The sequence below is a fragment of the Actinoplanes sp. GCM10030250 genome (genome assembly GCF_042666575.1).
Classification (GTDB): Bacteria; Actinomycetota; Actinomycetes; order Mycobacteriales; family Micromonosporaceae; genus Actinoplanes.
The window spans coordinates 47,459-67,741 of record NZ_JBHTDO010000011.1 but is presented as its reverse complement, the minus strand read 5'-3'; the positions used below and the strand labels follow the sequence as shown (position 1 = coordinate 67,741).

At 70.0% G+C, this 20,283-nt stretch carries 20 protein-coding genes; 10 read left to right on the top strand and 10 right to left on the bottom strand.

What is annotated here, in order from left to right:
• The first annotated feature begins 36 nt into the window (after window positions 1–36).
• Both ACFQV6_RS16505 and ACFQV6_RS16500 read left to right on the top strand, forming a co-directional pair.
• The gene (locus tag ACFQV6_RS16505; RefSeq protein ID WP_378028362.1) at window positions 37–381 is read left to right on the top strand and encodes a PadR family transcriptional regulator; all 345 of its coding nucleotides are present in this window, start codon (window positions 37–39) and stop codon (window positions 379–381) included.
• On the top strand, window positions 381–839 hold the full coding sequence (locus ACFQV6_RS16500; protein ID WP_378028361.1) for a hypothetical protein: 459 nt from the start codon (window positions 381–383) through the stop codon (window positions 837–839). Before ACFQV6_RS16505 ends, ACFQV6_RS16500 begins: the two co-directional genes overlap by 1 nt.
• Here the strand turns inward: ACFQV6_RS16500 and ACFQV6_RS16495 are convergent.
• Window positions 814–1,659: a hypothetical protein gene (locus ACFQV6_RS16495; RefSeq protein WP_378028360.1), complete on the bottom strand. Its 846-nt coding sequence runs from the start codon at window positions 1,657–1,659 to the stop codon at window positions 814–816. The two genes, ACFQV6_RS16500 and ACFQV6_RS16495, sit on opposite strands and share 26 nt — an antisense overlap.
• Window positions 1,660–1,766: 107 nt before the next feature.
• Window positions 1,767–2,681 (bottom strand): N-acetylglucosamine kinase, encoded by a 915-nt coding sequence (locus ACFQV6_RS16490; protein WP_378028359.1) that lies wholly within the window; start codon window positions 2,679–2,681, stop codon window positions 1,767–1,769.
• A 95-nt stretch (window positions 2,682–2,776) separates the two neighbouring features.
• On the opposite strand from ACFQV6_RS16490, the gene ACFQV6_RS16485 reads away from it, so the two are divergent.
• The 6 genes from ACFQV6_RS16485 to ACFQV6_RS16460 all read left to right on the top strand — a co-directional run bounded on the left by ACFQV6_RS16485 (window position 2,777) and on the right by ACFQV6_RS16460 (window position 8,914).
• A complete protein-coding gene (locus ACFQV6_RS16485) occupies window positions 2,777–3,694 on the top strand; it encodes a MurR/RpiR family transcriptional regulator (RefSeq protein ID WP_378028358.1) in 918 nt (305 codons plus the stop codon).
• A 65-nt stretch (window positions 3,695–3,759) separates the two neighbouring features.
• Complete coding sequence (locus ACFQV6_RS16480; RefSeq protein WP_378028490.1) at window positions 3,760–4,488, top strand: sugar isomerase domain-containing protein; 729 nt, start codon at window positions 3,760–3,762, stop codon at window positions 4,486–4,488.
• A gap of 89 nt (window positions 4,489–4,577) precedes the next feature.
• On the top strand, window positions 4,578–5,927 hold the full coding sequence (ngcE, locus tag ACFQV6_RS16475; protein ID WP_378028357.1) for an N-acetylglucosamine/diacetylchitobiose ABC transporter substrate-binding protein: 1,350 nt from the start codon (window positions 4,578–4,580) through the stop codon (window positions 5,925–5,927).
• Complete coding sequence (locus ACFQV6_RS16470) at window positions 5,927–6,820, top strand: carbohydrate ABC transporter permease (protein WP_378028356.1); 894 nt, start codon at window positions 5,927–5,929, stop codon at window positions 6,818–6,820. The genes ngcE and ACFQV6_RS16470 overlap by 1 nt, the downstream gene beginning before the upstream one ends.
• A complete protein-coding gene (locus ACFQV6_RS16465; protein WP_378028355.1) occupies window positions 6,817–7,692 on the top strand; it encodes a carbohydrate ABC transporter permease in 876 nt (291 codons plus the stop codon). The genes ACFQV6_RS16470 and ACFQV6_RS16465 overlap by 4 nt, the downstream gene beginning before the upstream one ends.
• 73 nt (window positions 7,693–7,765) lie before the next feature.
• Window positions 7,766–8,914 carry a glycosyl hydrolase gene (locus tag ACFQV6_RS16460; RefSeq protein WP_378028354.1) on the top strand — a complete coding sequence of 383 codons (1,149 nt, stop codon included), beginning with the start codon at window positions 7,766–7,768 and terminating at the stop codon, window positions 8,912–8,914.
• A gap of 38 nt (window positions 8,915–8,952) precedes the next feature.
• Here ACFQV6_RS16460 and ACFQV6_RS16455 read toward each other — a convergent pair whose 3' ends face one another.
• The 3 genes from ACFQV6_RS16455 to ACFQV6_RS16445 are packed head-to-tail and all read right to left on the bottom strand — an operon-like array spanning window position 8,953 to window position 12,037.
• Window positions 8,953–9,516: an ECF transporter S component gene (locus ACFQV6_RS16455; RefSeq protein WP_378028353.1), complete on the bottom strand. Its 564-nt coding sequence runs from the start codon at window positions 9,514–9,516 to the stop codon at window positions 8,953–8,955.
• Complete coding sequence (locus tag ACFQV6_RS16450) at window positions 9,513–10,304, bottom strand: energy-coupling factor transporter transmembrane component T (RefSeq protein WP_378028352.1); 792 nt, start codon at window positions 10,302–10,304, stop codon at window positions 9,513–9,515. Before ACFQV6_RS16450 ends, ACFQV6_RS16455 begins: the two co-directional genes overlap by 4 nt.
• Window positions 10,301–12,037 (bottom strand): ABC transporter ATP-binding protein, encoded by a 1,737-nt coding sequence (locus ACFQV6_RS16445; protein ID WP_378028351.1) that lies wholly within the window; start codon window positions 12,035–12,037, stop codon window positions 10,301–10,303. The genes ACFQV6_RS16450 and ACFQV6_RS16445 overlap by 4 nt, the downstream gene beginning before the upstream one ends.
• Before the next feature lie 111 nt (window positions 12,038–12,148).
• Between ACFQV6_RS16445 and ACFQV6_RS16440 the strand changes: the two genes are divergently transcribed.
• On the top strand, window positions 12,149–13,486 hold the full coding sequence (locus tag ACFQV6_RS16440; protein ID WP_378028350.1) for an SDR family NAD(P)-dependent oxidoreductase: 1,338 nt from the start codon (window positions 12,149–12,151) through the stop codon (window positions 13,484–13,486).
• On the opposite strand, the gene ACFQV6_RS16435 is transcribed toward ACFQV6_RS16440, so the two are convergent.
• Window positions 13,464–15,206: a calcium-binding protein gene (locus ACFQV6_RS16435; protein ID WP_378028349.1), complete on the bottom strand. Its 1,743-nt coding sequence runs from the start codon at window positions 15,204–15,206 to the stop codon at window positions 13,464–13,466. The genes ACFQV6_RS16440 and ACFQV6_RS16435 overlap by 23 nt on opposite strands.
• Window positions 15,207–15,523: 317 nt before the next feature.
• Here ACFQV6_RS16435 and ACFQV6_RS16430 point away from each other — a divergent pair, with 317 nt between their 5' ends.
• Window positions 15,524–16,675, top strand: a complete 1,152-nt coding sequence (locus tag ACFQV6_RS16430) for an LCP family protein (RefSeq protein ID WP_378028348.1) — start codon at window positions 15,524–15,526, stop codon at window positions 16,673–16,675.
• Between the two features lie 7 nt (window positions 16,676–16,682).
• On the opposite strand, the gene ACFQV6_RS16425 is transcribed toward ACFQV6_RS16430, so the two are convergent.
• From ACFQV6_RS16425 to ACFQV6_RS16410, 4 genes are all read right to left on the bottom strand, one after another.
• Window positions 16,683–17,864, bottom strand: coding sequence for an ABC transporter permease (locus ACFQV6_RS16425; protein WP_378028347.1), 1,182 nt, complete (start codon window positions 17,862–17,864; stop codon window positions 16,683–16,685).
• Window positions 17,854–18,531, bottom strand: a complete 678-nt coding sequence (locus ACFQV6_RS16420) for an ABC transporter ATP-binding protein (RefSeq protein ID WP_378028346.1) — start codon at window positions 18,529–18,531, stop codon at window positions 17,854–17,856. The genes ACFQV6_RS16425 and ACFQV6_RS16420 overlap by 11 nt, the downstream gene beginning before the upstream one ends.
• Window positions 18,524–19,684 carry a hypothetical protein gene (locus tag ACFQV6_RS16415; RefSeq protein WP_378028345.1) on the bottom strand — a complete coding sequence of 387 codons (1,161 nt, stop codon included), beginning with the start codon at window positions 19,682–19,684 and terminating at the stop codon, window positions 18,524–18,526. Before ACFQV6_RS16415 ends, ACFQV6_RS16420 begins: the two co-directional genes overlap by 8 nt.
• A 132-nt stretch (window positions 19,685–19,816) precedes the next feature.
• Window positions 19,817–20,263, bottom strand: a complete 447-nt coding sequence (locus ACFQV6_RS16410; protein WP_378028344.1) for a hypothetical protein — start codon at window positions 20,261–20,263, stop codon at window positions 19,817–19,819.
• Window positions 20,264–20,283: the final 20 nt, after the last annotated feature.

Below are 20,283 nucleotides of genomic sequence, written 5' to 3'. Positions count from 1 at the left end.
CCTGACGTTTTCTTCACCCTTGCAGTGCAAGGTACTATGCGTGACGTGAGTGACGAGCCGTCCACCACCGCGCTGCTGCGCGGCACCCTGGAGTACTGCGTTCTCGGCCTGCTCGTCGAGCGGGAGATGTACAGCATGGAGCTGGTCCGGCGGGTCAGCTCCGAGTTGCAGCTGACCACCAGCGAGGGCGCGATGTACCCGTTGCTCTCCCGCCTGCGCCGAGCCGGGCGGATCGCCAGCGACTGGCGTGAGTCGACGAACGGCCCCCCGCGCCGCTATTACTCGCTGACACCGGCGGGCAGGGTCGCCCTGGACACGTTCCGGGTGCAGTGGACGTCCTTCCGCTCTGGTGTGGACCGGATCCTGGGAACGGAGCAGTGATGACCGATCACAACGATTCGCTGGTCAAGGACTATCTGGCCGAGGTGTCGCGGGCGACGGCGGGGCTGCCGCCGGAGCGGCGCGACGAGCTGATCCGCGACCTCCGCGAGCACATCGCGTCCGACCGTGCCGAGCTGCCGGACGAGACCGAGCACAACGTCCTCGAGATCCTCGAGCGGCTCGGCGATCCGTCAATCATCGCCCAGGCTGCCGCCGAGGATGTCGAGATGCCGGGCCCGCCTCCGGTCACACCCGCCGCGCCGTTTGCGCCCGGCGCGACATCGGTTGTTTCCGCCGCACGACCGAGCCGCCGCCCACTGTGGATCATCGCGGCGATCGTGGCCGTCGCTGGGCTCCTTGTGCTCTGCAGCGGATTGCTGTTCCTGGCCCGCGACGAGGGCCAGCCAGCGCCGAGCCCGGCAGAGGTGGAGATCAGCCGTTCCGATGGTGCTTTTTGACGAAGGTGTAACCGGGGGCCAGGGAGTCCTCGGCGAGTTGCTCGTTCTCCACCGCCCGGCGGTGCGCGGCGAGCTGCTTCTCCGAGGGCTGGGCGCCGGGCGGCAGCTTGCGGATGAAGCCGCTCACCCAGTGGTCGCGACGGTCACTCGCGTGCGGTAGTGGCTCGACAAGCGGTGCGTAGAAGAGCATCTCGACGGGTTCCTCGCCGGCCACCGCCGGATAGGACGGCTGCCCGTCCGCGTCGACACTGCCGGTCACCCGGGTCACGAAGCCCTCCCGGATCAGCTGGTCGACGGCGTTGACCAGCAGGAACTTTCCCTTGGCGCCTCGGCCGAGCCCGGCTCTCGCGGCGAGGTCCGCCTCGGGGAACACCGCACTGCCGTCGTCGAAGACCCGGCCCTGCCGGCGCACCACGCTCAGCACCTGACCCCGGTTCGACCGGCCCGGATCGAACTCGCGGGTGACGGCCCTGGCGTCGTACTCATGGAAATACTCGACGCCGTCGACTCCCATCGGCTCGTCGAGCACGGCGGTTCTGATCAGCACCTCGTCCTTCGCGGCACGCCAGGAGAGGGTGACAAGCACTCCCGGCTGGATGTCCTCCGGCCAGGTGATCCCGCTGAACTGCCACCCGACGTGCTGACCCAGTGGCGCCTCGAAGACCTCCCTGGTCGCCGTGAGGCCCTGGACCCGGTGCTCCAGCACGACAGGAACGGACTCCCGCCCGCGCAGCACCTCGGCGATCTCCTCGGGGACCGGGCAGACGGCACCGTCAAGATCCGCCCGCAGAAGGGCGAACTGCCTGGTCACCGTTCTCATTCGCCGAAGATACCCGCTCCCGTGCCGAGCCGATCAGCATCCGGGGGGCGGCGGCGGGCGTCGGGCGTCAGCAAGCAGGGCTGAAGGCAACGGGCCGGCGGCGGGCGTTAGGCGGCAGCAAGCAGGGCGGTGTGTGCGGTCTCAGCATCGGTGCCCGGCAACTCGCGGACGGCCAGCCAGGCAGCCGCCGCAGCGGGATCGCCGCTGGTCAGCACCGGATATCCGCGCTGGTTGAGCACCGCGAGCAGACCGTCCCGCACCGGCGTCTCAGCAGTGAGGAGACCACCGGCCAAGACCACGACACCACCCGGACTGACGGCGTCGAGGGTGGCCGTGAGCGCGCGCACCGCTTCACTGACGATGGTGGCCGCGTGAGGATCACCCGCACGGGCCAGATGGCAGACCACCGGCGCAAGAGCGGCGATCCGCGCATGCGGCAACCCCTGAGCCCAAAGGATCAACTGATCACGGTCGCCGACCCCCGTCTGCTCAGCCACCACCGCGGCGAACGGCGACGGCCACGAGTGAACGGCCGCACGCAGAGCCCGCATACCGAGCCAGTGACCTGACCCCTCGTCACCGAGGAGCCAGCCGAGCCCATCCGCCACCCGCACGATCGAATGGTTCTCGATGCGCGCCGCCACCGCACCGGTCCCGGCAATGACCACCGCACCGGACGGCGCACTGGTCCCGCCCGCGAAGGCGGTGATCGCGTCACCCACAACAGTCCGAGGGCAGTTCAACCCGGCCGACTCCCAGGCGGCACCGAGCGCCGCCGTGATCGCCGGATCAGCACAGACCCCGCTGCCCGCCAGGCCCAGCACCCCACCGGCCACCGCCCGCGGGTCCACACCGGACAACGCTTGGCGCAGCGCGTCCGCGATCGAGGCAGCCGCGCTCGGACCGGCGGCGAACAGGTTGCCGGGTCCGGCCCGGCCACGGCCAACGACCGCTCCGGCCAGGGTGGCGACCACCGCCCGGGAGGTCGTCCCGCCGGCGTCCACACCCACCACGAGATCCATGGCGAGATCGAAACACAGAAATTCATTGTTGACTAGGCGCGAAGACGGTCGTAATTTTCATCGGCATAGGTAACTGATGAAAAGGATGACCACCGATGACGGGTGAGAGTGGCGGGCTGCTGGGGCGGCTGCGCATCGAGGGACCGCAGATGCCGGAAGCGCTGAGCCGGATCGCGGAGGCGATCCTGGCCGACCCGGAGACCGCGGCCCACGCCAGCATCGTGGATCTCGCGGAGCGCTCCGGGACGTCGACGGCGACGGTCACCCGGTTCAGCCGCACGCTGGGCTTCAAGGGCTACGCGAGCCTTCGTGTCGCCGTCGCCACCGAGACCGGGCGGGCCGAGCAGGCCCGCTGGGAGACCGACATCAGCGGGGACATCACCCCGGAGGATTCGCTGGAGCAGGTGCTCGGTGTGGTCGCCGCGGCGGACACCCGGGCGATCCAGAGCACCGCCGCCGGGCTGGACGTGACCGCGATCGATCGGGTGTCCGCGGCGATCGCCGGCGCGCAGCGGGTCGAGCTGTTCGGCTTCGGGAGCAGCGGCACCGCGGCGCGCGAGATGGCGTTCCGGCTGGAGCGGATCCGGGTGCCGGTCTGGCACCGGCAGGACAGCCACACCGCGCTGACCAACGCCGCGCTGCTGCTGCCGGGCGACGTCGCGATCGGGCTGTCGCACTCCGGCCGGACCCGCGAGGTGATAGAGACGCTCGCCGAGGCGGCCGACCACGGCGCGCTCACCGTCGCGGTGACCAGCTTCAACCGCTCGCCGCTCGCCGAGGTCGCCGACGTCGTCTTCACGACGAGCGTGCTGGAGACGACGTTCCGGCTGGCTGCGCTCTCCGCCCTGCACTCACAGCTGCTCGTCCTGGACCTGATCTACGTCGCGGTGGCACAGCGCACCTACGAGCGCACCGCCGAGGCCCTGGAGCTGACCGTCCGCGCCGTGGACGCGCACCGGCTCCCGGAGAAGATGCCGACCCGCAAACGCCGCCCGGACCGGGACAAACCGTGAAGCACCAGGCCGCGAACGCGCCGGCCGGAGAAAGGAACACTGTGAGCCTCACCAGCGGGGACTATCTGCACCGCATCGAAGAGGTGGTCAGCCGGATCGGCCGCGGCCAGCAGGCCGAGAAGGATCGCGCGGCCGACCTCCTGACCGAGACCGTCCGCAACGGCGGCGTGATCCAGGCCTTCGGCTGCGGCCACTCCGAAGCCCTGGCCATGGAGATCGCCGGACGGGCCGGCGGCCTCGTCCCCACGAACCGGATCGCCCTGCGCGACATCGTCCTCTACGGCGGTGAGCCCCTCGAGGCGCTCGCCGACCCGACCGTCGAGCGCAACCCGGAGATCGCCCACAAGCTTTACCAACTCGCACCGGTCAAGCCCGACGACGCGTTCGTCATCGCCTCCAACTCCGGCATCAACGGTGCCGTCGTGGAGATGGCGCTGCTGGTCAAGGAGCGCGGCCACCCGCTGATCGCGATCACGTCGGCGGAGCACTCGGCCGGGGTGGCGTCGCGCCATCCGAGCGGCCGCAAGCTCGGCGACATCGCCGACGTCGTGCTGGACAACGGGGCGCCCTACGGAGACGCGACCCTGGCGCTGCCCGGCGGTGGCGCTGTCGGTGCCGTCTCCTCGATCACCGCGGCGCTGCTGGCCCAGCAGATCGTCACCGAGGTGGTCGCTCGTCTGCTCGCGGCGGGGGTCACCCCGCCGGTCTATCTGTCGGACAACGTGCCCGGCGGCAAGGAACACAACGCAGAACTCGAGGCGCGGTACGCCGGGCGCATCCGGCGTACCGCATAGGGAAATGAGAGCCGTAGATGAACCCTGAATCCCTTCCCAGACCGTACTCCACGCGGAGAACCCTGCTCAGAACGGCCGGAATCGCCGCGGTGAGCGCACCCCTGCTCGGCGCGTGCGTGACGGCCTCCGACGACGAGGCGCCGGCCGCGACCGCCGGTGGCGCCAAGAGCGCCGACAACCCCCTGGGGGTCAAGCCCGACGCGCCTCTCGAGGTCGTCGTCTTCAAGGGCGGGTACGGCGACGAGTACGCGATCAAGGCGGAGCAGAAGTACACCGAGAAGTACCCGGCCGCCAAGATCGACCACAAGGGACTGCAGAAGGTCGGCGAGGCCATCCAGCCCCGCTTCGTGTCGAACGACCCGCCGGACGTGGTGGACAACACCGGCGCGGGCCGCCTCGACATCGCCACGCTCGTGGGCGCGAAGCAGGTCAGCGACCTGGCCGAACTGCTCGACGCGCCGGCCTTCGACCAGCCCGGCAAGAAGGTACGCGACACGCTGCTGCCCGGCGTGATCGAGGACGGCACGTTCGACGGCAGCACGGTGACGTTGAACTTCACCTACACCGTCTGGGGCGTCTGGTACTCCAAGTCGCTCTTCGCCGAGCGCGGCTGGGCGTACCCGAAGAGCTGGGCGGAAATGCTCACACTCTGCGAGACGATCAAGAAGGCCGGCATCGCACCCTGGACCTACCAGGGCAAATACCCGGAGTACATCAACGACCCGCTGCTCACCCTGGCCGCCAAGATCGGTGGCCTGGACCTGGTCAAGGCGGTCGACAACCTCGCGCCGGACGCCTGGAAGCAGCCGGGACTGACCCAGGCCGCCGAGGCGTTCGCCGAGCTGGCCGGCAAGGGCTATCTCCTGTCCGGCTCGGAGGCGCTGTCGCACACCGAGGCGCAGGCCGCCTGGTGCCAGAAGAAGGCCGCGTTCATCCCGTGCGGTTCCTGGCTGGAGAGCGAGCAGAAGGGCGTCGCACCGGCGGGCTTCGACATGGTCATGGGCACGGTGCCGTCGGCGTCGAGCGCCGACAAGCTGCCGGTCACCGCGGTGCAGGCCGCGAGCAGCGAGTCCTACCTCGTGCCGTCGAAGGCGAAGAACGTCGCGGGTGGGCTGGAGTACCTGCGGATTCTCTTCTCGAAGGAATCGGCGACGGCGTTCGCGCAGGCCAACAGCACGCTGCCGTCGGTGGCGGGCGCCACCGAGGGGCTCACGCTCTCCAGTGGGCTGAGCTCGGTGGGCGAGGCGGTCACGGCCGCGGGCAGCAACGCTTTCAACTACCGATTCCGTACGTGGTACGCGCCCCTGGCCAAGGCGATCGACGATGCCACGGGGGAACTCGTCAACCGCCGGATCAGCGTCGCGGACTGGTCGACCCGGATCCAGAAGGCGTCCGACGCTCTGGCCAAGGACTCCACCGTCAAGAAGTACACACGCTGATGCGACACGGCCGGTGGCGGTTCCTGCTCGCCGCGCTGGTGCCGGCGCTGCTGCTGCACGTCGTCTTCGTGCTCTCGCCGTACGCGCAGGCGTTCTACCTGTCGCTGACGGACTGGACCGGGGTGGCCGGCGAGGCGCACTACGTCGGGGCGGACAACTTCGTCCGCCTCGGCGGCGACTCGCTCTTCCTGGACGCGGTACGCAACAACGCGGTGATGCTGGTCGTCGTACCGGCCGCCACGATCGCGCTGGCCCTGTTCCTGGCGAGCATGCTTCAGGGCCGGCGGCCGATCCGCGGCGCGTCCGCGTACCAGATCGTTTATTTCTTCCCGCAGATGCTTTCGCTGGTGATCATCGCGGTGCTCTGGGGCTTCGTCTACAACCCGAACACCGGCCTGCTCAACTCGGGCCTGCGGGCGATCGGGCTGGACGGCGCGGCCCGCAGCTGGCTGGCCGAGCCGTCGCTGGCGCTGATCTCGGTGATGGCGGTCATCGTCTGGTCGTCCGTCGGTTTCTACGTGGTGCTGTTCAGCGCGGCGATCGACGGCATCCCGAAGGAGCTGTTCGAGGCCGCGGTGCTGGACGGTGCCGGCAAGTGGTCCACGTTCCGCGGTGTCACGCTGCCGCTGGTCCGGGAGAGCGTCCAGGTGGCGTTCGTCTATCTCGGCATCGCGGCGCTGGACGGGTTCGTGCTGGTCCAGGTGATGACGGTCGGCCCGGGCGGGCCGGACGGCGCGACCGAGGTGGTCGGGCTGTCGCTCTATCGGACCGCCTTCACCTACGGGAAGTTCGGTTACGCCACGGCGATGGGGGTGGCGCTGTTCTTCGCCGCGCTGACTCTCGCGGTCTTCGCGCTGCGCTGGGGCCGTCGTGAACAGGTGGAGATGGCATGACCGCGCTGCTGGAACGTCCGCCGTTGCAATCGGAGGAGGCCGTCCCTCCGCGGAGCCGGCCGAATCCACTACCGCACCTCGCCATGTTCGCCTGGGCCGTGGTCACCGCGTTGCCGCTGCTCTGGGCGGTGGTCAGCTCATTGAAGACCGATGACGAGATCCTCAACCACCCGTGGGCGCCGCCGGCCGAGCCGCATTTCGAGAACTGGGTCCGGGCCTGGACCGCGGCGAACATCGGCAGGTACTTCCTGAACAGCGTGATCGTCGTCGGTGCCGCGCTGGTGCTGACCATGCTGCTGGGTTCACTCGTGGCCTACGCCCTGGCCAGGTATCAGTTCCGGGGCAACCGGCTGATCTATTACACGTTCGTCGCGGCGATGTTCTTCCCGGTGTTCCTGGCGCTCGTGCCGCTCTTCTTCGTGGTGCAGCAACTCGGACTCCTCGGCACCTATCCGGGACTCATCCTCGTCTATACGGCTTACGCCGTACCCTTCACGGTTTTCTTCCTGCACGCCTTTTTCCGTAATCTGCCCAACGAGGTCGCGGAAGCGGCGATCCTCGACGGTTGCTCGCACGCCGCGGTCTTCTTCCGCGTCATGCTCCCGCTGGCCCGCCCCGGTCTGGTGGCGGTCGGCATCTTCAATTTCCTCGGGCTCTGGAACCAGTATCTGCTCCCGCTGGTCCTCAATCCCGACCCGGACCGGTACGTCCTGGCGCAGGGTCTGGCCGCCCTGTCGGTCAGCCAGGGGTACCGCAGCGACTGGAGCGGTCTGTTCGCCGGCTTGACCATCGCCATGCTGCCGGTGCTCGTCGCCTACGTCGCGTTTCAGAGGCACATCCGCGCCGGAATGACCGCCGGCGCGGTCCGGTAACACTCCTTTATCCCCTTCCCCAGGGAGGAGTCTGTCCGTGTCCATTTACAAACGTCTATTCAGTGGTGTGGCGGTGACATTCCTGGCGGCTGCCGGCGCGGTCGCCGTCAACGCCGGCACCGCTTCCGCCGCCGACTGCGGCTACCTGTTCGACGACTTCAACTACGCCTCGTCGTCGGACCCGTCGCTGACCGCCAACGGCTGGACCCCGCGCAGCTACCAGGGCGGACCCGGCGTGCCGGGTGCCAACTGGTCGCCGTCGTCGGTCACCTTCCCCACCTCCGGCGGGCAGAAGGTCATGCAGCTGACCGCCTCCACCGACGGCACCGCCGCCGGTACGAAGCACGCCGAGCTCTACTCCACGCAGAAGCGCTATCTCGAGGGCACCTACGCCAGCCGGGTCCGGTTCACCGACGCACCGATCAGCGGCAACGACGGCGACCACATCAACCAGACGTTCTTCACGATCAGCCCGCTCAACGGGGACATGGACCCCACCTACAGCGAGCTGGACATCTCCGAATACCTGCCGAACGGCGGCTGGGGCGAGACCGGGCCGATCAACTACCAGACCACCTGGTACACCTACCGGGCCGAACCCTGGTACGCCGACAACCTGCACTCCGAGCAGCGGTCCAGCCTGGACGGCTGGCACGACTTGGTCGCACAGGTGGCCAACGGTCACGTCGTCTACTACATCGACGGCGTGCAGGTCGGTGACCACGGCGGCAAGTTCTTCCCGCGCCAGACGATGACCATCAACTGGAACCTGTGGTTCATCGACACCGCCACACACACCGGCGGGCTGTCCACCTACATCGAGCAGGTGGACTGGGTGCTGTTCGCCAAGAACCAGGTGCTCAGCCCGGGACAGGTCGGCGCGCAGACGTCGTCGTACCGGTCGTCGGGCACCGCGTTCCACGACACGGTCGCCGCCTCGGGGCCGTGCGCCAACCCGACGCCGACCTCACCGTCGCCGTCCTCACCCTCACCCTCGCCGTCGGTGTCGACACCGCCGGCCGGCGATTGCTCCAGCGCGCCGAACTGGCAGTTCGGCAGCGTCTACACCGGGGGCAACGTGGTGAAGCACGAGAAGAGCAGGTACGGCGACCCGTCCGGCCCGAAGTCCGGGCAGGGCGTGCACCTGTGGAAGGCCAGGTACTGGACCCAGGGTTCGGAACCCGGCTGGACCGAGCAGTGGCAGGATCTCGGCCGCTGCTGATCTGATGGCGGCGGGGCGGATCCGCCCCGCCGCCGTTCTCAGTTTTCGACGGTCGCCACACGCCGGGACGGCGCGATACCGCGGGCGACCCCGGTGGCGGTCAGCCGGTCGGCGACGACCAGGCCGAGCCAGGTGAAGACGACGGCACTGGCCGCCATCAGGGCAAAGAACACCACCCGCACCGCGATCGCCATGTCGTCGATGTTGAAGTAGGCGTACGCGGTGATCGCGTAGAACGTCTCGAAGGCCAGCGCCGTCACGTAGAAGAGCCACGGGCGCCAGATCCGGTAGCGGGTCACCAGGAAGCCCAGCTCCAGCGCGACACCGACCATGAGGTTGGTGACGATCGCGCTCGGCCCGGCCGGCGTCGGGATGTTGATGATGCCGGCGATGAGCATGGTCAGCACCGCGGCACCGGGCCGGCGCAGGACGGCCATCGCGACGACCGGGCCGAGGAGCCACACACCGAGGAACGTGGCGTAGGCGAGCGGCACGGTCGGTGCGACGGCGGCGGCCACGAAGTTGGCCGGAAGCAGCAGCACGCCGGTCGCGGCGCCGATCGCCGCACAGGCCATGAGGAAGCGGGTGGTCAGGTTCTTCATCCGAGGGCTCCAGAGAGGTGTGGGACAGCGACGAGGGGCACGAGCAGGCAGACGGCGAGGAACCAGACGGCCAGGACGGCGTCGCGGGCCCGCAGCGGAACCCGGTGGCGTTCGGTACGGCTCGGATACGCGCCGAAGCCCCGCGCCTCCATCGCCAGCGACACCCGGTCACCGTGCCGGATGGCCCCGGCCAGCAGCGGCACGCTGTATCCGCCGTACCGGCGCACGGCGGCCACCGGCCCGCGGCCACCGTCGACGCCCCGCACCCGGTGCGCCAGCCGGATGATCTCCAGGTCCTTACCGAACCGGGGCACGAACCGCATCGCCGCGAGCCCCGCATAACCGATCCGGTACGGCATCCGCAGATGGGAGATCATCGAGCGCACCAGGTCGGCCCCCTCGGTCGTCAGGCCCGCGATCAGCGCGAGGAGCATCACCGACGTCACCCGCAGCCCGGTCGCCAGGCCGGTGAGCAGCGCACCGGACCAGAGCGTGAACGGGCCGATCTCCAGCAGGGCGGTGGTGTCGTCGACCCGGGCCGGATCGGTCCAGACGCCGAACGACACGGTCATCACCGCCACCAGCAGGGGCGGACCGGCGATCGCCCAGAACAGGGTTCGTCCGGTCAGCCGGCCGCCGGCCAGCAGCATGACGAGCGCGACCAGCGCGAACAGGGCCGGCGTCGCCAGGTCCCGGGTGCCGATCAGCACGATCATGGCGGGAACCGGCGCGAGGACCTTGACCACCGGGTTGTAGGAGCGCAGGTCGAGAACCGATGCGTCGATCACGGCGCCGACTCCAGGGCCTCGTCGCGCACCGGCAGGTCGGCGAGCCGGGTGAGACCGTGCCAGCCCGGGTGGTTGGTCATCGCACGGACCGCCTGCGCGATCGGCGGTGACCGCAGATCGGCCGCCGCGAGCAGGTCGGTGTCGGCGTAGACCTCGTGCGGCGGTCCATCGGCGATCACCCGGCCGCCGGCCAGCACGAGGACCCGCGTGGTGTGCTCGGCGACCAGGTGCATGTCGTGGCTGACGACGACGACAGTGGTGCCGGCGCGGTGCAGGGCGGCGAGGAGGTCCAGCAGCTCGGCGGCACGTTCGCGGTCCTGGCCGAAGGTGGGCTCGTCCAGCACGAGCACCTGCGGGCGGGTGACCAGGGCGGCGCCGACGGAGAGACGGCGCTTCTGGCCGCCGGAGAGCAGGAACGGGTGCACGGTACGGAGTTCCCGCAGGCCGAGGCGGTCGAGCAGGTCGTCGACGCGGGTGGTGATCTCGGCCTCGGCGACCTTGCGTACGCGTAGCCCGTACGCGAGCTCGTCCTCGACCCTGCCGGTGATGAACTGGTGCTCGGGGTTCTGGAAGACGAAGCCGACCCGCCCGGCCAGGACCCGCGGATCGGCGCGCGCGGGGTCGAGTCCGGCAACCGTGACAGCACCCCGGGAGGCGGGCACCACACCGGCGATGGCCTGGGCGAGGGTCGTCTTGCCGGCACCGTTCGAGCCCACGATGGCGACGAACTCACCGGCGCCGATGGTGAGGTCCACGTCCCGCAGGACGACGCTCGGTCCGTGGCGGACGGTGAGGTGCTTCAGGCGTACCTCGGCATTTGACGTTTGGGGTTGATCTGAAACGGTCGTGACCGGCGCGGGAAGAGCGGGCACCGCGTCCAGGGCGGCGGCCAGTTCGCGGGGCGTGAGCGGCAACGGATCGAGGCGGATGCCGGCCTCGCGGAGCCGCAGCGCGGCCAGCGCCGCGACCGGGAGCCAGACGCCCAGCGTGACCAGCTGATCGACATGATCGACGATCGTCGAGCGGGCCGGGCCGTCGAGCACCACCTCGCCCGCCGCGTCCAGAACGATCACCCGGTCGACGAAGTCGATGGCGGCGTCGAGGTTGTGCTCGACGAGCAGGACGGCGCGGTCACCACGACCGGCGATCTCGCGAAGCACCTGGTAGACGTCCTCGACGCCGGCCGGACCGAGGTTCGCGGTGGGCTCGTCGAGGACCAGCAGCGATGTCCGCAGGGCGAGGGCGCAGGCGATGGCGAGGCGCTGCCGGCCACCACCGGAGAGGTGATCAGGATCGGCCTCGCGACGTTCCCACAGACCGACGCGGCGCAGCGCGTCCTCGGCCCGGGCCAGCACCTCGGCGGCGGGAACCCGCAGGTTCTCCGGACCGAAACAGACCTCGTCGAGGACCGAGGCGGTGATGATCTGGGAGTCCGGGTCCTGGAAGACCATGGCGACGTCCCGGGCCAGGTGCGGCACTGTCGTGTCGCGGGTGTCGACGCCCCTGACCTCGACGGCACCGTCCATGTGCGAGCCGATGACGTGCGGGATGAGACCGTTCACGGTCAGGGTGAGCGTCGACTTGCCGCAGCCGGACGGGCCCAGCAGCAGCACCACCTCGCCGGGCCGGAGCTCCGCAGAGACACCCCTCGGCCGGGCCACGCCGTAGTCGGCGGCGCCGGTCTCGTCGTACACCTCATGGCGTACGGACACATCGGAAAGCCGCAGCAGCATGCACTTAGGATAGGTATACCTTTGTGTCGGCCTCGTGGCTGTCGCCATCCGCGGCCACCCGGGCTCCGAACACCTTTCACCGAACCACGTTGAGGTGAAGGGAAGATCGACATGATCGGATGGGCCGCCGTCGTCGTGGCGTTGCATCTCCTCGGGCTGTCGGCGTGGATCGGCCTGTCGGCCGGTGTCGCTGTCATCGCCTATCTGGTCGGCTCACGGCGGTCCTTCGACGCCGCGAACATCCGCGGTCCCCTCTTCTTCGCCGGATACGCGGCGATCGTGTTCGCCCTCACGTCGGTGCTGGCCACGGTCCTGCAGGGGTGGGTCGACACGACCTGGGAGGGCGTGTTCCTCGGTATTCTCGGCATCGTCAGCCTGATCGTCCTGATCGGAGCCGTCGCCGAGTCCCGGAAGACGTCCACGCCTGTTTCCGAGGTGCGTCGCGGGCCTCTGCAACTCGTGGGCGCGGGGGCGCTCGCCGCGTTCGGGCCGAGTCTGATCGTCGAGGTGGCGTTGCTGGTGCTGGCGGCGGAGGCGGCGGTGCCCGAGGTCGCTCCGTGGTACCGGGCTGTTGTGCTGTCGGTGGTGTTCACCGCGGGGTTCGGGCTGGGCGGGCTCGTCCGGAAGCCCCGCCCGCTGGTCTGCCGGATGGCTGTCGCGGCGGTGACGGCTCTGGTTGCGGTGATCACCAGCATGATCCGGCTGCCGGATGTGGATCTCGGGTTGCCGGGCGGGCCGCCGGCCGAGCTGGCGAACCGGCTGGTAGGCAACCTCGGGCTGATCCTTCTGGTGATCGTGGTGGCGGTGGGGGTGGTGGCATTTCGGCGGTCGCGCCCGGAGCGGGTGCTGGCGGCGCCCGCCTATTACTCGCCGGGCCGTGTGCCCCAGCCCATTGCGGATCAGCGGCAGGTCGCCATCGTCACCGGGGCGGGCGCCGGGCTGGGCCGGGCGACAGCCCTCGGCCTTGCGGCCTCCGGCTACGGGATTCTCGCGGTCGACAGCGACGGCGGCAGCGCGGAGGCTTGTGCGACCCAGATGCAGGCGTACGGCGTACCCGCTCTCGCCCTGGCCGCGGACGTGCGTGACCCCCGTGACCTGGAACGCATCGTGACCGTCTCCACGGAGTGGGGAGGGCCCGCCGTCCTGGTGAACTGCCTTCCCGGCGTGGCACTGGAGGTGACCGCCGGAATGCTCCTGAGCCACCTGGTGCTCGAACCCATGCGGCAACGCGGCGGCGGCGCGATCGTCAACGTGGCGCCGGAGAGCTCCGGCCTGATCACCTACACCGGTGGTCTTGCCGGACCGGCGACGGACTTCGGCGTACGCGCCATGACCGTGACCACCGACCCGCGCACGCCACCCTCCGAGGTCGTCGCCGCGGTCCTCGACCTGATCGGGCAGGGTGCGCCGGGGGCGGTCGCGGCGCTCACCAGAAGCGTTCGCAGTTGACCCAGTCGTCCGGGTCGCTCTGTTCCATGATGCAGAGGTCACCCGCCGACTCGCCGCCGCTGCCGCCGTCGAGGAACATCTTCGCCTCGCCCGCGTAGTGGCCCCAGAGCGTGTCGTCACCGGCATCGCCGTAGAGCGAGCCGCCGGCCCCGCCGTACAGATCGTCGTTGCCGCCGGAACCGCGGATCAAGTCCGCGCCGCCGTACCCCTCGATCCTGTTGTCCGCGTCGTTGCCGGTGATCTTGTCCGCGTGTTCGGTACCCATGAAATCTTCGACGTCGGCGCCCACGGTGTCCCGCTCACCAGCGGCACCGTCGTCGCCGGCCTCACCGTCGAGATCGACCACGACCGGCCGGTTGTATCCGCGGTAGTCGACCAGGTCCCGGCCGGGGCCACCGGTCACGACGTCCGCCGCGATCGGCAGGTAGTAGTCGTCGCCGGCGAGGTGATCGTTGCCCGCCTTGCCGTCGAGGTTGTCGCGGCCCGGCCCACCGTGGAGGGCGTCGTCGCCCTCCGCGCCGACAAGCGTGTCGTCGCCGGGGCCGCCGACCAGCGAGGATCCGCTCGCCACGGCGTAGAGCTTGTCGCTGCCGTCGCCGCCGTGGATCTCGCGGATGCCGGCACCGATCGTGTCGCCCTCGCCGGCCTGGCCGTCGTCGCGGCTCACACCGTCGGCGTCGGCGGTGATCGGCAGGGGCCGGTTCGCGTACGAGACCATGTCCCCGCCGCCGCCACCACCGGCCATCACGTCCGCGTCGGCCTGACCGGACTTGACCGGCTCGTCCTCGTGGAAGCGGTCGTGGCCGGTTCCGCCGTACATCCGGTCGTTGCCGAGGCCGCCGCTGAAGCGGTTGGTCCCCGCTCCGCCGTGGATGGTGTCGTTACCCGGTCCACCCCACGCCTCGTCGTCACCGGCCTCACCGGTCAGGAAGTCGTTCCCGCCCTGAGCCGCGAGGGTGTCGTTGCCGTTGCCGCCCTCGAGGTGGTCGTTGCCGTCGTTGCCCTCGACGTAGTCGTCACCGTCGAGGCTGTCGGCGCCGTCCCGGCCGTAGAGCCGGTCGCCGCCCGGTCCGCCGATCACCCGGTCGTTGCCGGCTCCGCCGTCGACCGTGTCGTCACCCGCGCCCGCGTCGACGTAGTCGTAGCCGATGTCCCCGCGGATGACGTCGTTGCCCGCGTGACCGTAGATCCCGTCGTGGCCGGTGCCGCCGTGGAGGGTGTCGTTGCCGGTGCCACCGTCGATCGTGTCGTTGCCGTCTCCACCGGCGGCGGTGTCGTTGCCCGCTCCGCCCCAGATCTTGTCGGTGCCGGCGTCGCCGTACAGCACGTCGGCGGCGGAACCGCCGGTGATCCGGTCGTTGCCGGTGCCGCCGTACACCCGGGTCCGCACGTTGGTCCTGTTGACGAGGGAGTCGTTGAAGTCGGCGAGCGAGACACGGATCAGGCCCGGCGTGCGCGACGTCGTACAGCGGACCTTGGTCTTGTCGCCCTTGACCTTCTTGCAGCCCTTACCGGCCCGCACCGCCACCCGGTCGTTGATCGTGACGACCCGCCCGGATCGCGTGACGACCACGCTGTTGACCCGGCCGGCGGCGGCGCTGAAGGACACCGTCGTGCCGGAGACCGAGGCGGCGCCGGTGGTGGCCGCCAGCGCGGGAGTGGACAGCGCGCCGACCGAGACGGTGGCGAGCAGGGTGATTCCTATCCGGTACGACCACATCGGACGACTCCCTCTCGAGCTTCGCGGCATCATAGAACGAGACGGGTCCGTCGCGTTGTCCTTATCGATCTCCGGGGTGACGAAGATCTCTCCGTGGGAGCCACCGCATATCCGGCGGAAAGCCGCCGTTGAACCAACCGGCCCTTTTCCCCGTTGTGACCATGGAACGGTCTGGATCTAAGGTGGCACGGTTGCTCGGCCGATCCCGGATTTTCCGGGGTCTGGCGCGGCCGTGCGATTATTCGTGTTCCTTGCCGGCTTGCTTGCCCGGCTCGCCTTGCCGGCTCTCCTTGCCGGCGCAGTGTTCGTCGCCGGAGATGGGTGGAGACAGGGTGGCTAAGTCTGCGAAGCGCCGCGCACCGCTGTGGGCACGGCTCAGTGCCGCCTTCGGCCTCGTGATCACGGTCGTCAGCGGCGGCACTCTCGCCACCGGGCAGGCCCTTGTCGCCAAGTACACCGGCGGTATCACCGACAACAGCCTGCTCGAAACCGGCGCCGCGCAGGCCGGCCCGGCGAAGAAGGACATCAAGGGCCCACTCACGATCCTGCTCGTCGGCATCGACCCGCGGAAGTCGACGACCCCGCCGCTGTCCGACTCGATCGTCGTCGCGCACATCCCGGCCGACATGAGCACCGCCTACCTCTTCTCCATCCCCCGCGACCTCTACGTGGACATCCCGGCCGACGCGAAGTCCGGTGTGCGCGCGCACTCCGGGAAAATCAACTCCGCGATGGCGCTGGGCAGCCAGGTCAACGGCAAGATCGACGTGGTGAACGGCTTCCAGCTGCTCTCCAAGACCGTCCGCAACGTCACCGGGATCAAGAAGTTCGACGCCGCGGCCATCATCAACTTCGGCGGCTTCAAGAAGATCGTCGAGGCCATGGGCGGCGTCTCGATGGTGATCGACATGGATGTGAAGTCGGAGCACCTCCAGCCGAACGGCAAGCAGCGTCCCCGGCTGTCGCGGTGCCCGGCCAACCGCAACAACTCCAACTGCGACCACCCGTACACCGGTCCGCAGAAGTTCTACCCGAAGAGCAGCAAGTCGGTGCGGCTCCAGCCCTGGGAAGCGCTGGACTACGTCCGGCAGCGCTACGGCGACAACATGAGCGACTACGACCGGCAGCGGCACCAGCAGCAGTTCATCAAGGCGATGGCCAAGGAAGCGATGAGCAAGGACGTCATCACCGACGTCGGCAAGCTGACCAAGATCCTGAACGCGGCCGGTGAGTCGCTGACCTTCGCCGGCGGCGGGCACACCCCGATCGACTGGGCGCTGGCTCTCAAGGGCATGAACGTCGACGACATGACGACGATCAAGCTGCCCGGCGGTGGCCTGTTCGAGGGCAAGAGCTACCTCGGTGAGAAGTTCGGCCCGGGTGTGGACACGTTCTTCACCGCGGTGGCTGAGGACCGGGTCGCCCCCTATCTGGTGGACAACCCGACTCTCGTCAACAAGAACGGCTGAGCCGCTCTCAGCCTCGCAGGGTTCGCGCAGGTAGGACCCTGGCCGCGGAGATCGCCGGGTAGACGCCGGCGAGCATCCCGACCAGCAGCCCGCCGGCCGGCCCGGCCACCAGCAGCAGCGGGTCCGGCATCACGAGCCAGTCCTTGACCAGGCACACCACTGCCGTCACGTCCAGGCCGATCACGGTGCCGGCGATCCCACCGGCCACGCCCAGGACCGCGCTCTCCACCAGGAACTGCCCGGCGATGGCCATCCGGCCCGCGCCGACCGCCCGGCGCAGGCCGATCTCCGGCCGGCGTTCCATGACCGAGACCAGCGTGGTGTTGCTGACCCCCAGGGCCCCGATGACCAGCGACACCACGGCGAGGCCCAGGAAGAGCGCACGGGTCTCCTCCTCCACGCCGGTCCGGAACGAGCGCAGGTCAGCGGGGATCGCCACCTCCACACCGTCCGGCTTCTCCGGGCGCAGGGCGACCCGCAGCGACGCGCCGACCTGGTCGGCCGCACCGAGATCGGTACGCACCTGGGCCGCCGCCGGCCCGAACACCTGCCAGCCCTCCGAGCAGGCCCGGTAGGGCAGCACCGCGGCGTTGGTCAGCTCGGGATGCGCCTCCGGCGCTTCGAAGACCCCGATCACCGGGTACGCCTGCCCGTCCAGGAACACCACCGGACTGCCGTCGAGCCGAGTCAGGTGGAGCGCCTCGGCGGCCACCGTGTCCAGCAGTGCGACGCGATCACCGCGACTCTCGTGCCCCTCGTCGTGCTCCCGGCCGGTGGCGATCGAGACTCCCAGGGCACGCAGCGCGGACGGCTGGGCCGCGATCACGTTGACGCGTTCCACCGCCTCACCCGATGCCACCCCGGAGAGGCTCGCCTCCTGGTCGGCGGGGCAGAGCAGGCCCGCCTCCCGCACACCGTTGAGGCGGCGGATCGACTCGGCGACCGCGGGCCGGGGCCGTTGCCGGGCGTCGGTGTAGGTGGCCGTGAGCGCCGTGGCGCGTACCGCGTCGAAGCGTGCCGAGATCGCGTCCCCGGCGGCGCCGCTGATGCCGATGGTCGCGACGGTGGCCGCGATGCCGAGCCCGATGCCGGCGGCGGTCAGCACCGACCGGGTGCGCCGGCCCGCGACCGCGTGCCAGGCCTGCAGGAGGACGTCGAGGATCGGTGTACGGATTCGGTCAGGTCGCACGGCCGTCCCGCATCCGGATCACCCGGTCCGCCCGGTCCACCACCTCGGCCTCGTGGGTCACCACCACCACCGCCCGGTCCGGTCCCACCAGCCCGCGCAGCAGCGCCAGCACCGATGCGGTGTTCTCCCCGTCGAGGTTCCCGGTCGGCTCGTCGCAGAGCAGCAGCGCGGGCTCGTGCACCACCGCCCGGGCGATCGCCACCCGCTGCTGCTCACCGCCGGAGAGGGTGCCCGGCCGGGCGCCGAGGCGGTGGCCGAGACCGACCCGCTCCAGTGCCCGCACCGCTGCCTCCCGCCGCGAGCCGCGACTCCGTCCCTGATGCACCAGCGGCAGGATCACGTTCTGCACCACGTCCAGGTACGGGACCAGGTGGAACGACTGGAACACGAAGCCGATCCGGACCGCCCGCAGCCGCACCCGGTCCCGGTCGCGCATGGCGGCCGTCGGCACCCCGCTGATGGAGAGCTCCCCACCGGTCGGCTCGTCGAGCAGTCCCATGATGTTGAGCAGGGTCGACTTGCCCGATCCCGAGGCACCCGCCACCGCGACCATCTCGCCGCCGAGCACGCGCAGCGTGACACCGCGCAGCACGCTCACCTCCGGCGGGCCGGGGAAGCTCTTCACCACGTCCGTGAGTTCGAGCAGGGTGGTCCGGTCCTCATCCACCGGTGGTCTGCGCGTCCCGCTCGGCGACGACGACCCGGTCTCCGACCCGCAGGGCGCCGTCGTCGGCGGTCACCGCGACCCGTCCCTCGGCGGTCGTCCTGACCGTCACCGCCACGTCGGTCCTGGCCCCGTTCTCGCCCGCGACCGACACCGACACCGTCCCGTCGGCGCTCGTCCACAGCGCCGAGGCCGGCACCACCACGGCGTCCTCCGGGCTGCGCTTGGTCTCCATCCGCAACCGCATCGTGGCGCCGAGCCGCAGGCCGGTGTCGCCGTCCAGCGCGAACACGGCGCTGCGCGGGCCCTCGCCGTCGGCCTTGCCGGTCAGCCGGAGGAACTCGACCGACACGTCGTCCAGGCCGGCGAGCGCGAAGTCGGCGGTGTCCTGGGCCTCCTCGACCTTGCGTTCCGTCTCCTCGGTGAGCGCCACCTGCAGCCGCCACGCGCCGCTGGCCACCGTGAGAAGGGCGCCGGCACCGTTGCCGCCGACCTTCGCCGGCACCGAACCCACGGTCGCCGGCAGGCGCGGTACGAACGCGAGCTCACCGGCCGGCAACACGAAGCCGGGGCTCGTCGTGGTGGGTGAGGCGGAGGGCTCGGGCTCGGGTTCGGCTGCGGGCGGTGCCGCCTCGGCCAGTTCGTAACCGTTCGCCCGGTAGAGCCGCCGGACATCGGATTGGGTACGCGAATCCAGCTTGCCGGTGACCGGTGTGCCGTACCGCGAACGCAGTGCCTTCTGCAGTTGCCTGACATCCGGCCCGGTGGCTCCCGCGCTCAGGTCCCGATAGGCGGGGAAGGCCCCGGACAGCGCGATCACCGGCCGCCCGGAGACCTCGGCGATCACCTGACCGTTGCGGATCCGCCCGCCCGCCTTGACCGGCACCTCGGTGATGACCTGCTTGAGCACGCCCTCGCTTGCCTCGCCGCCGCTGATCGTCAGCAGCGAGCTGCGGCTCACCACACCCTCCAGCTCCAGCATGTCGACGAGTGGCCCCTCCTCGACCGGGGCGGTGACCAGGGACGGCGCCGGTGGTGTGGCCTGTTGTGCCTGCTGTGCGGGGGTACGCACCTGCGCGGCGGCATACCACGCCCAGCCCGAGGCCAGCACGAAGCAGACCACGAGCAGCGCCACGACCGCCTTGCGCGCGCTCACGATGCGACGAGGAGGCATGCTGCCAGTCCGTTCTACTGCTGAGGGGGGCGGTCGTATTGTCCAGCGTGGAGATTCGAGACGATAGCCGGTCCCGGGCGAGCCGCGGATCACCGCGGCCCACCCGGGCTCGGATCAGCGGAAGACCGTCACGGATCCGCAGCTGGACGCCCACACCAGGGCGGACGCCACGTGGTAGAAGCTGTCGTTCTGGAAATCGCTGTCGTACTGTCCGGCCCGCAGGCACCGGGCCGTGCCGGAGCCACCCGCGGTGTTGTACAGCTTGGTCACGTTGCTGCCGCTCGTGCGGTTCTGGCCGGAACCACTCTGGTTGTTGATGAACGTGTAGCTGCTGGGAATCGTGGCGAAGTTCCACGCGTCGTTGTAGAACCCGACGCCCGCGCCCTGCTTCGCGTTGGAGTACCAGAGACAGGTGTAGCCGGAGTTGCAGTTGTCGTACTCGCCCACCGAGTAGTACGCCGGCGCGGCACTGGCCGGCTGGGCACCGGCGAGGGTCGCGGCCACCGCGACGGTGGCGAACGCGGCGCCGACGGCACCACGCAGCCTGTTACGAGATCCCATGGGGATTCCTTCCTGGATCG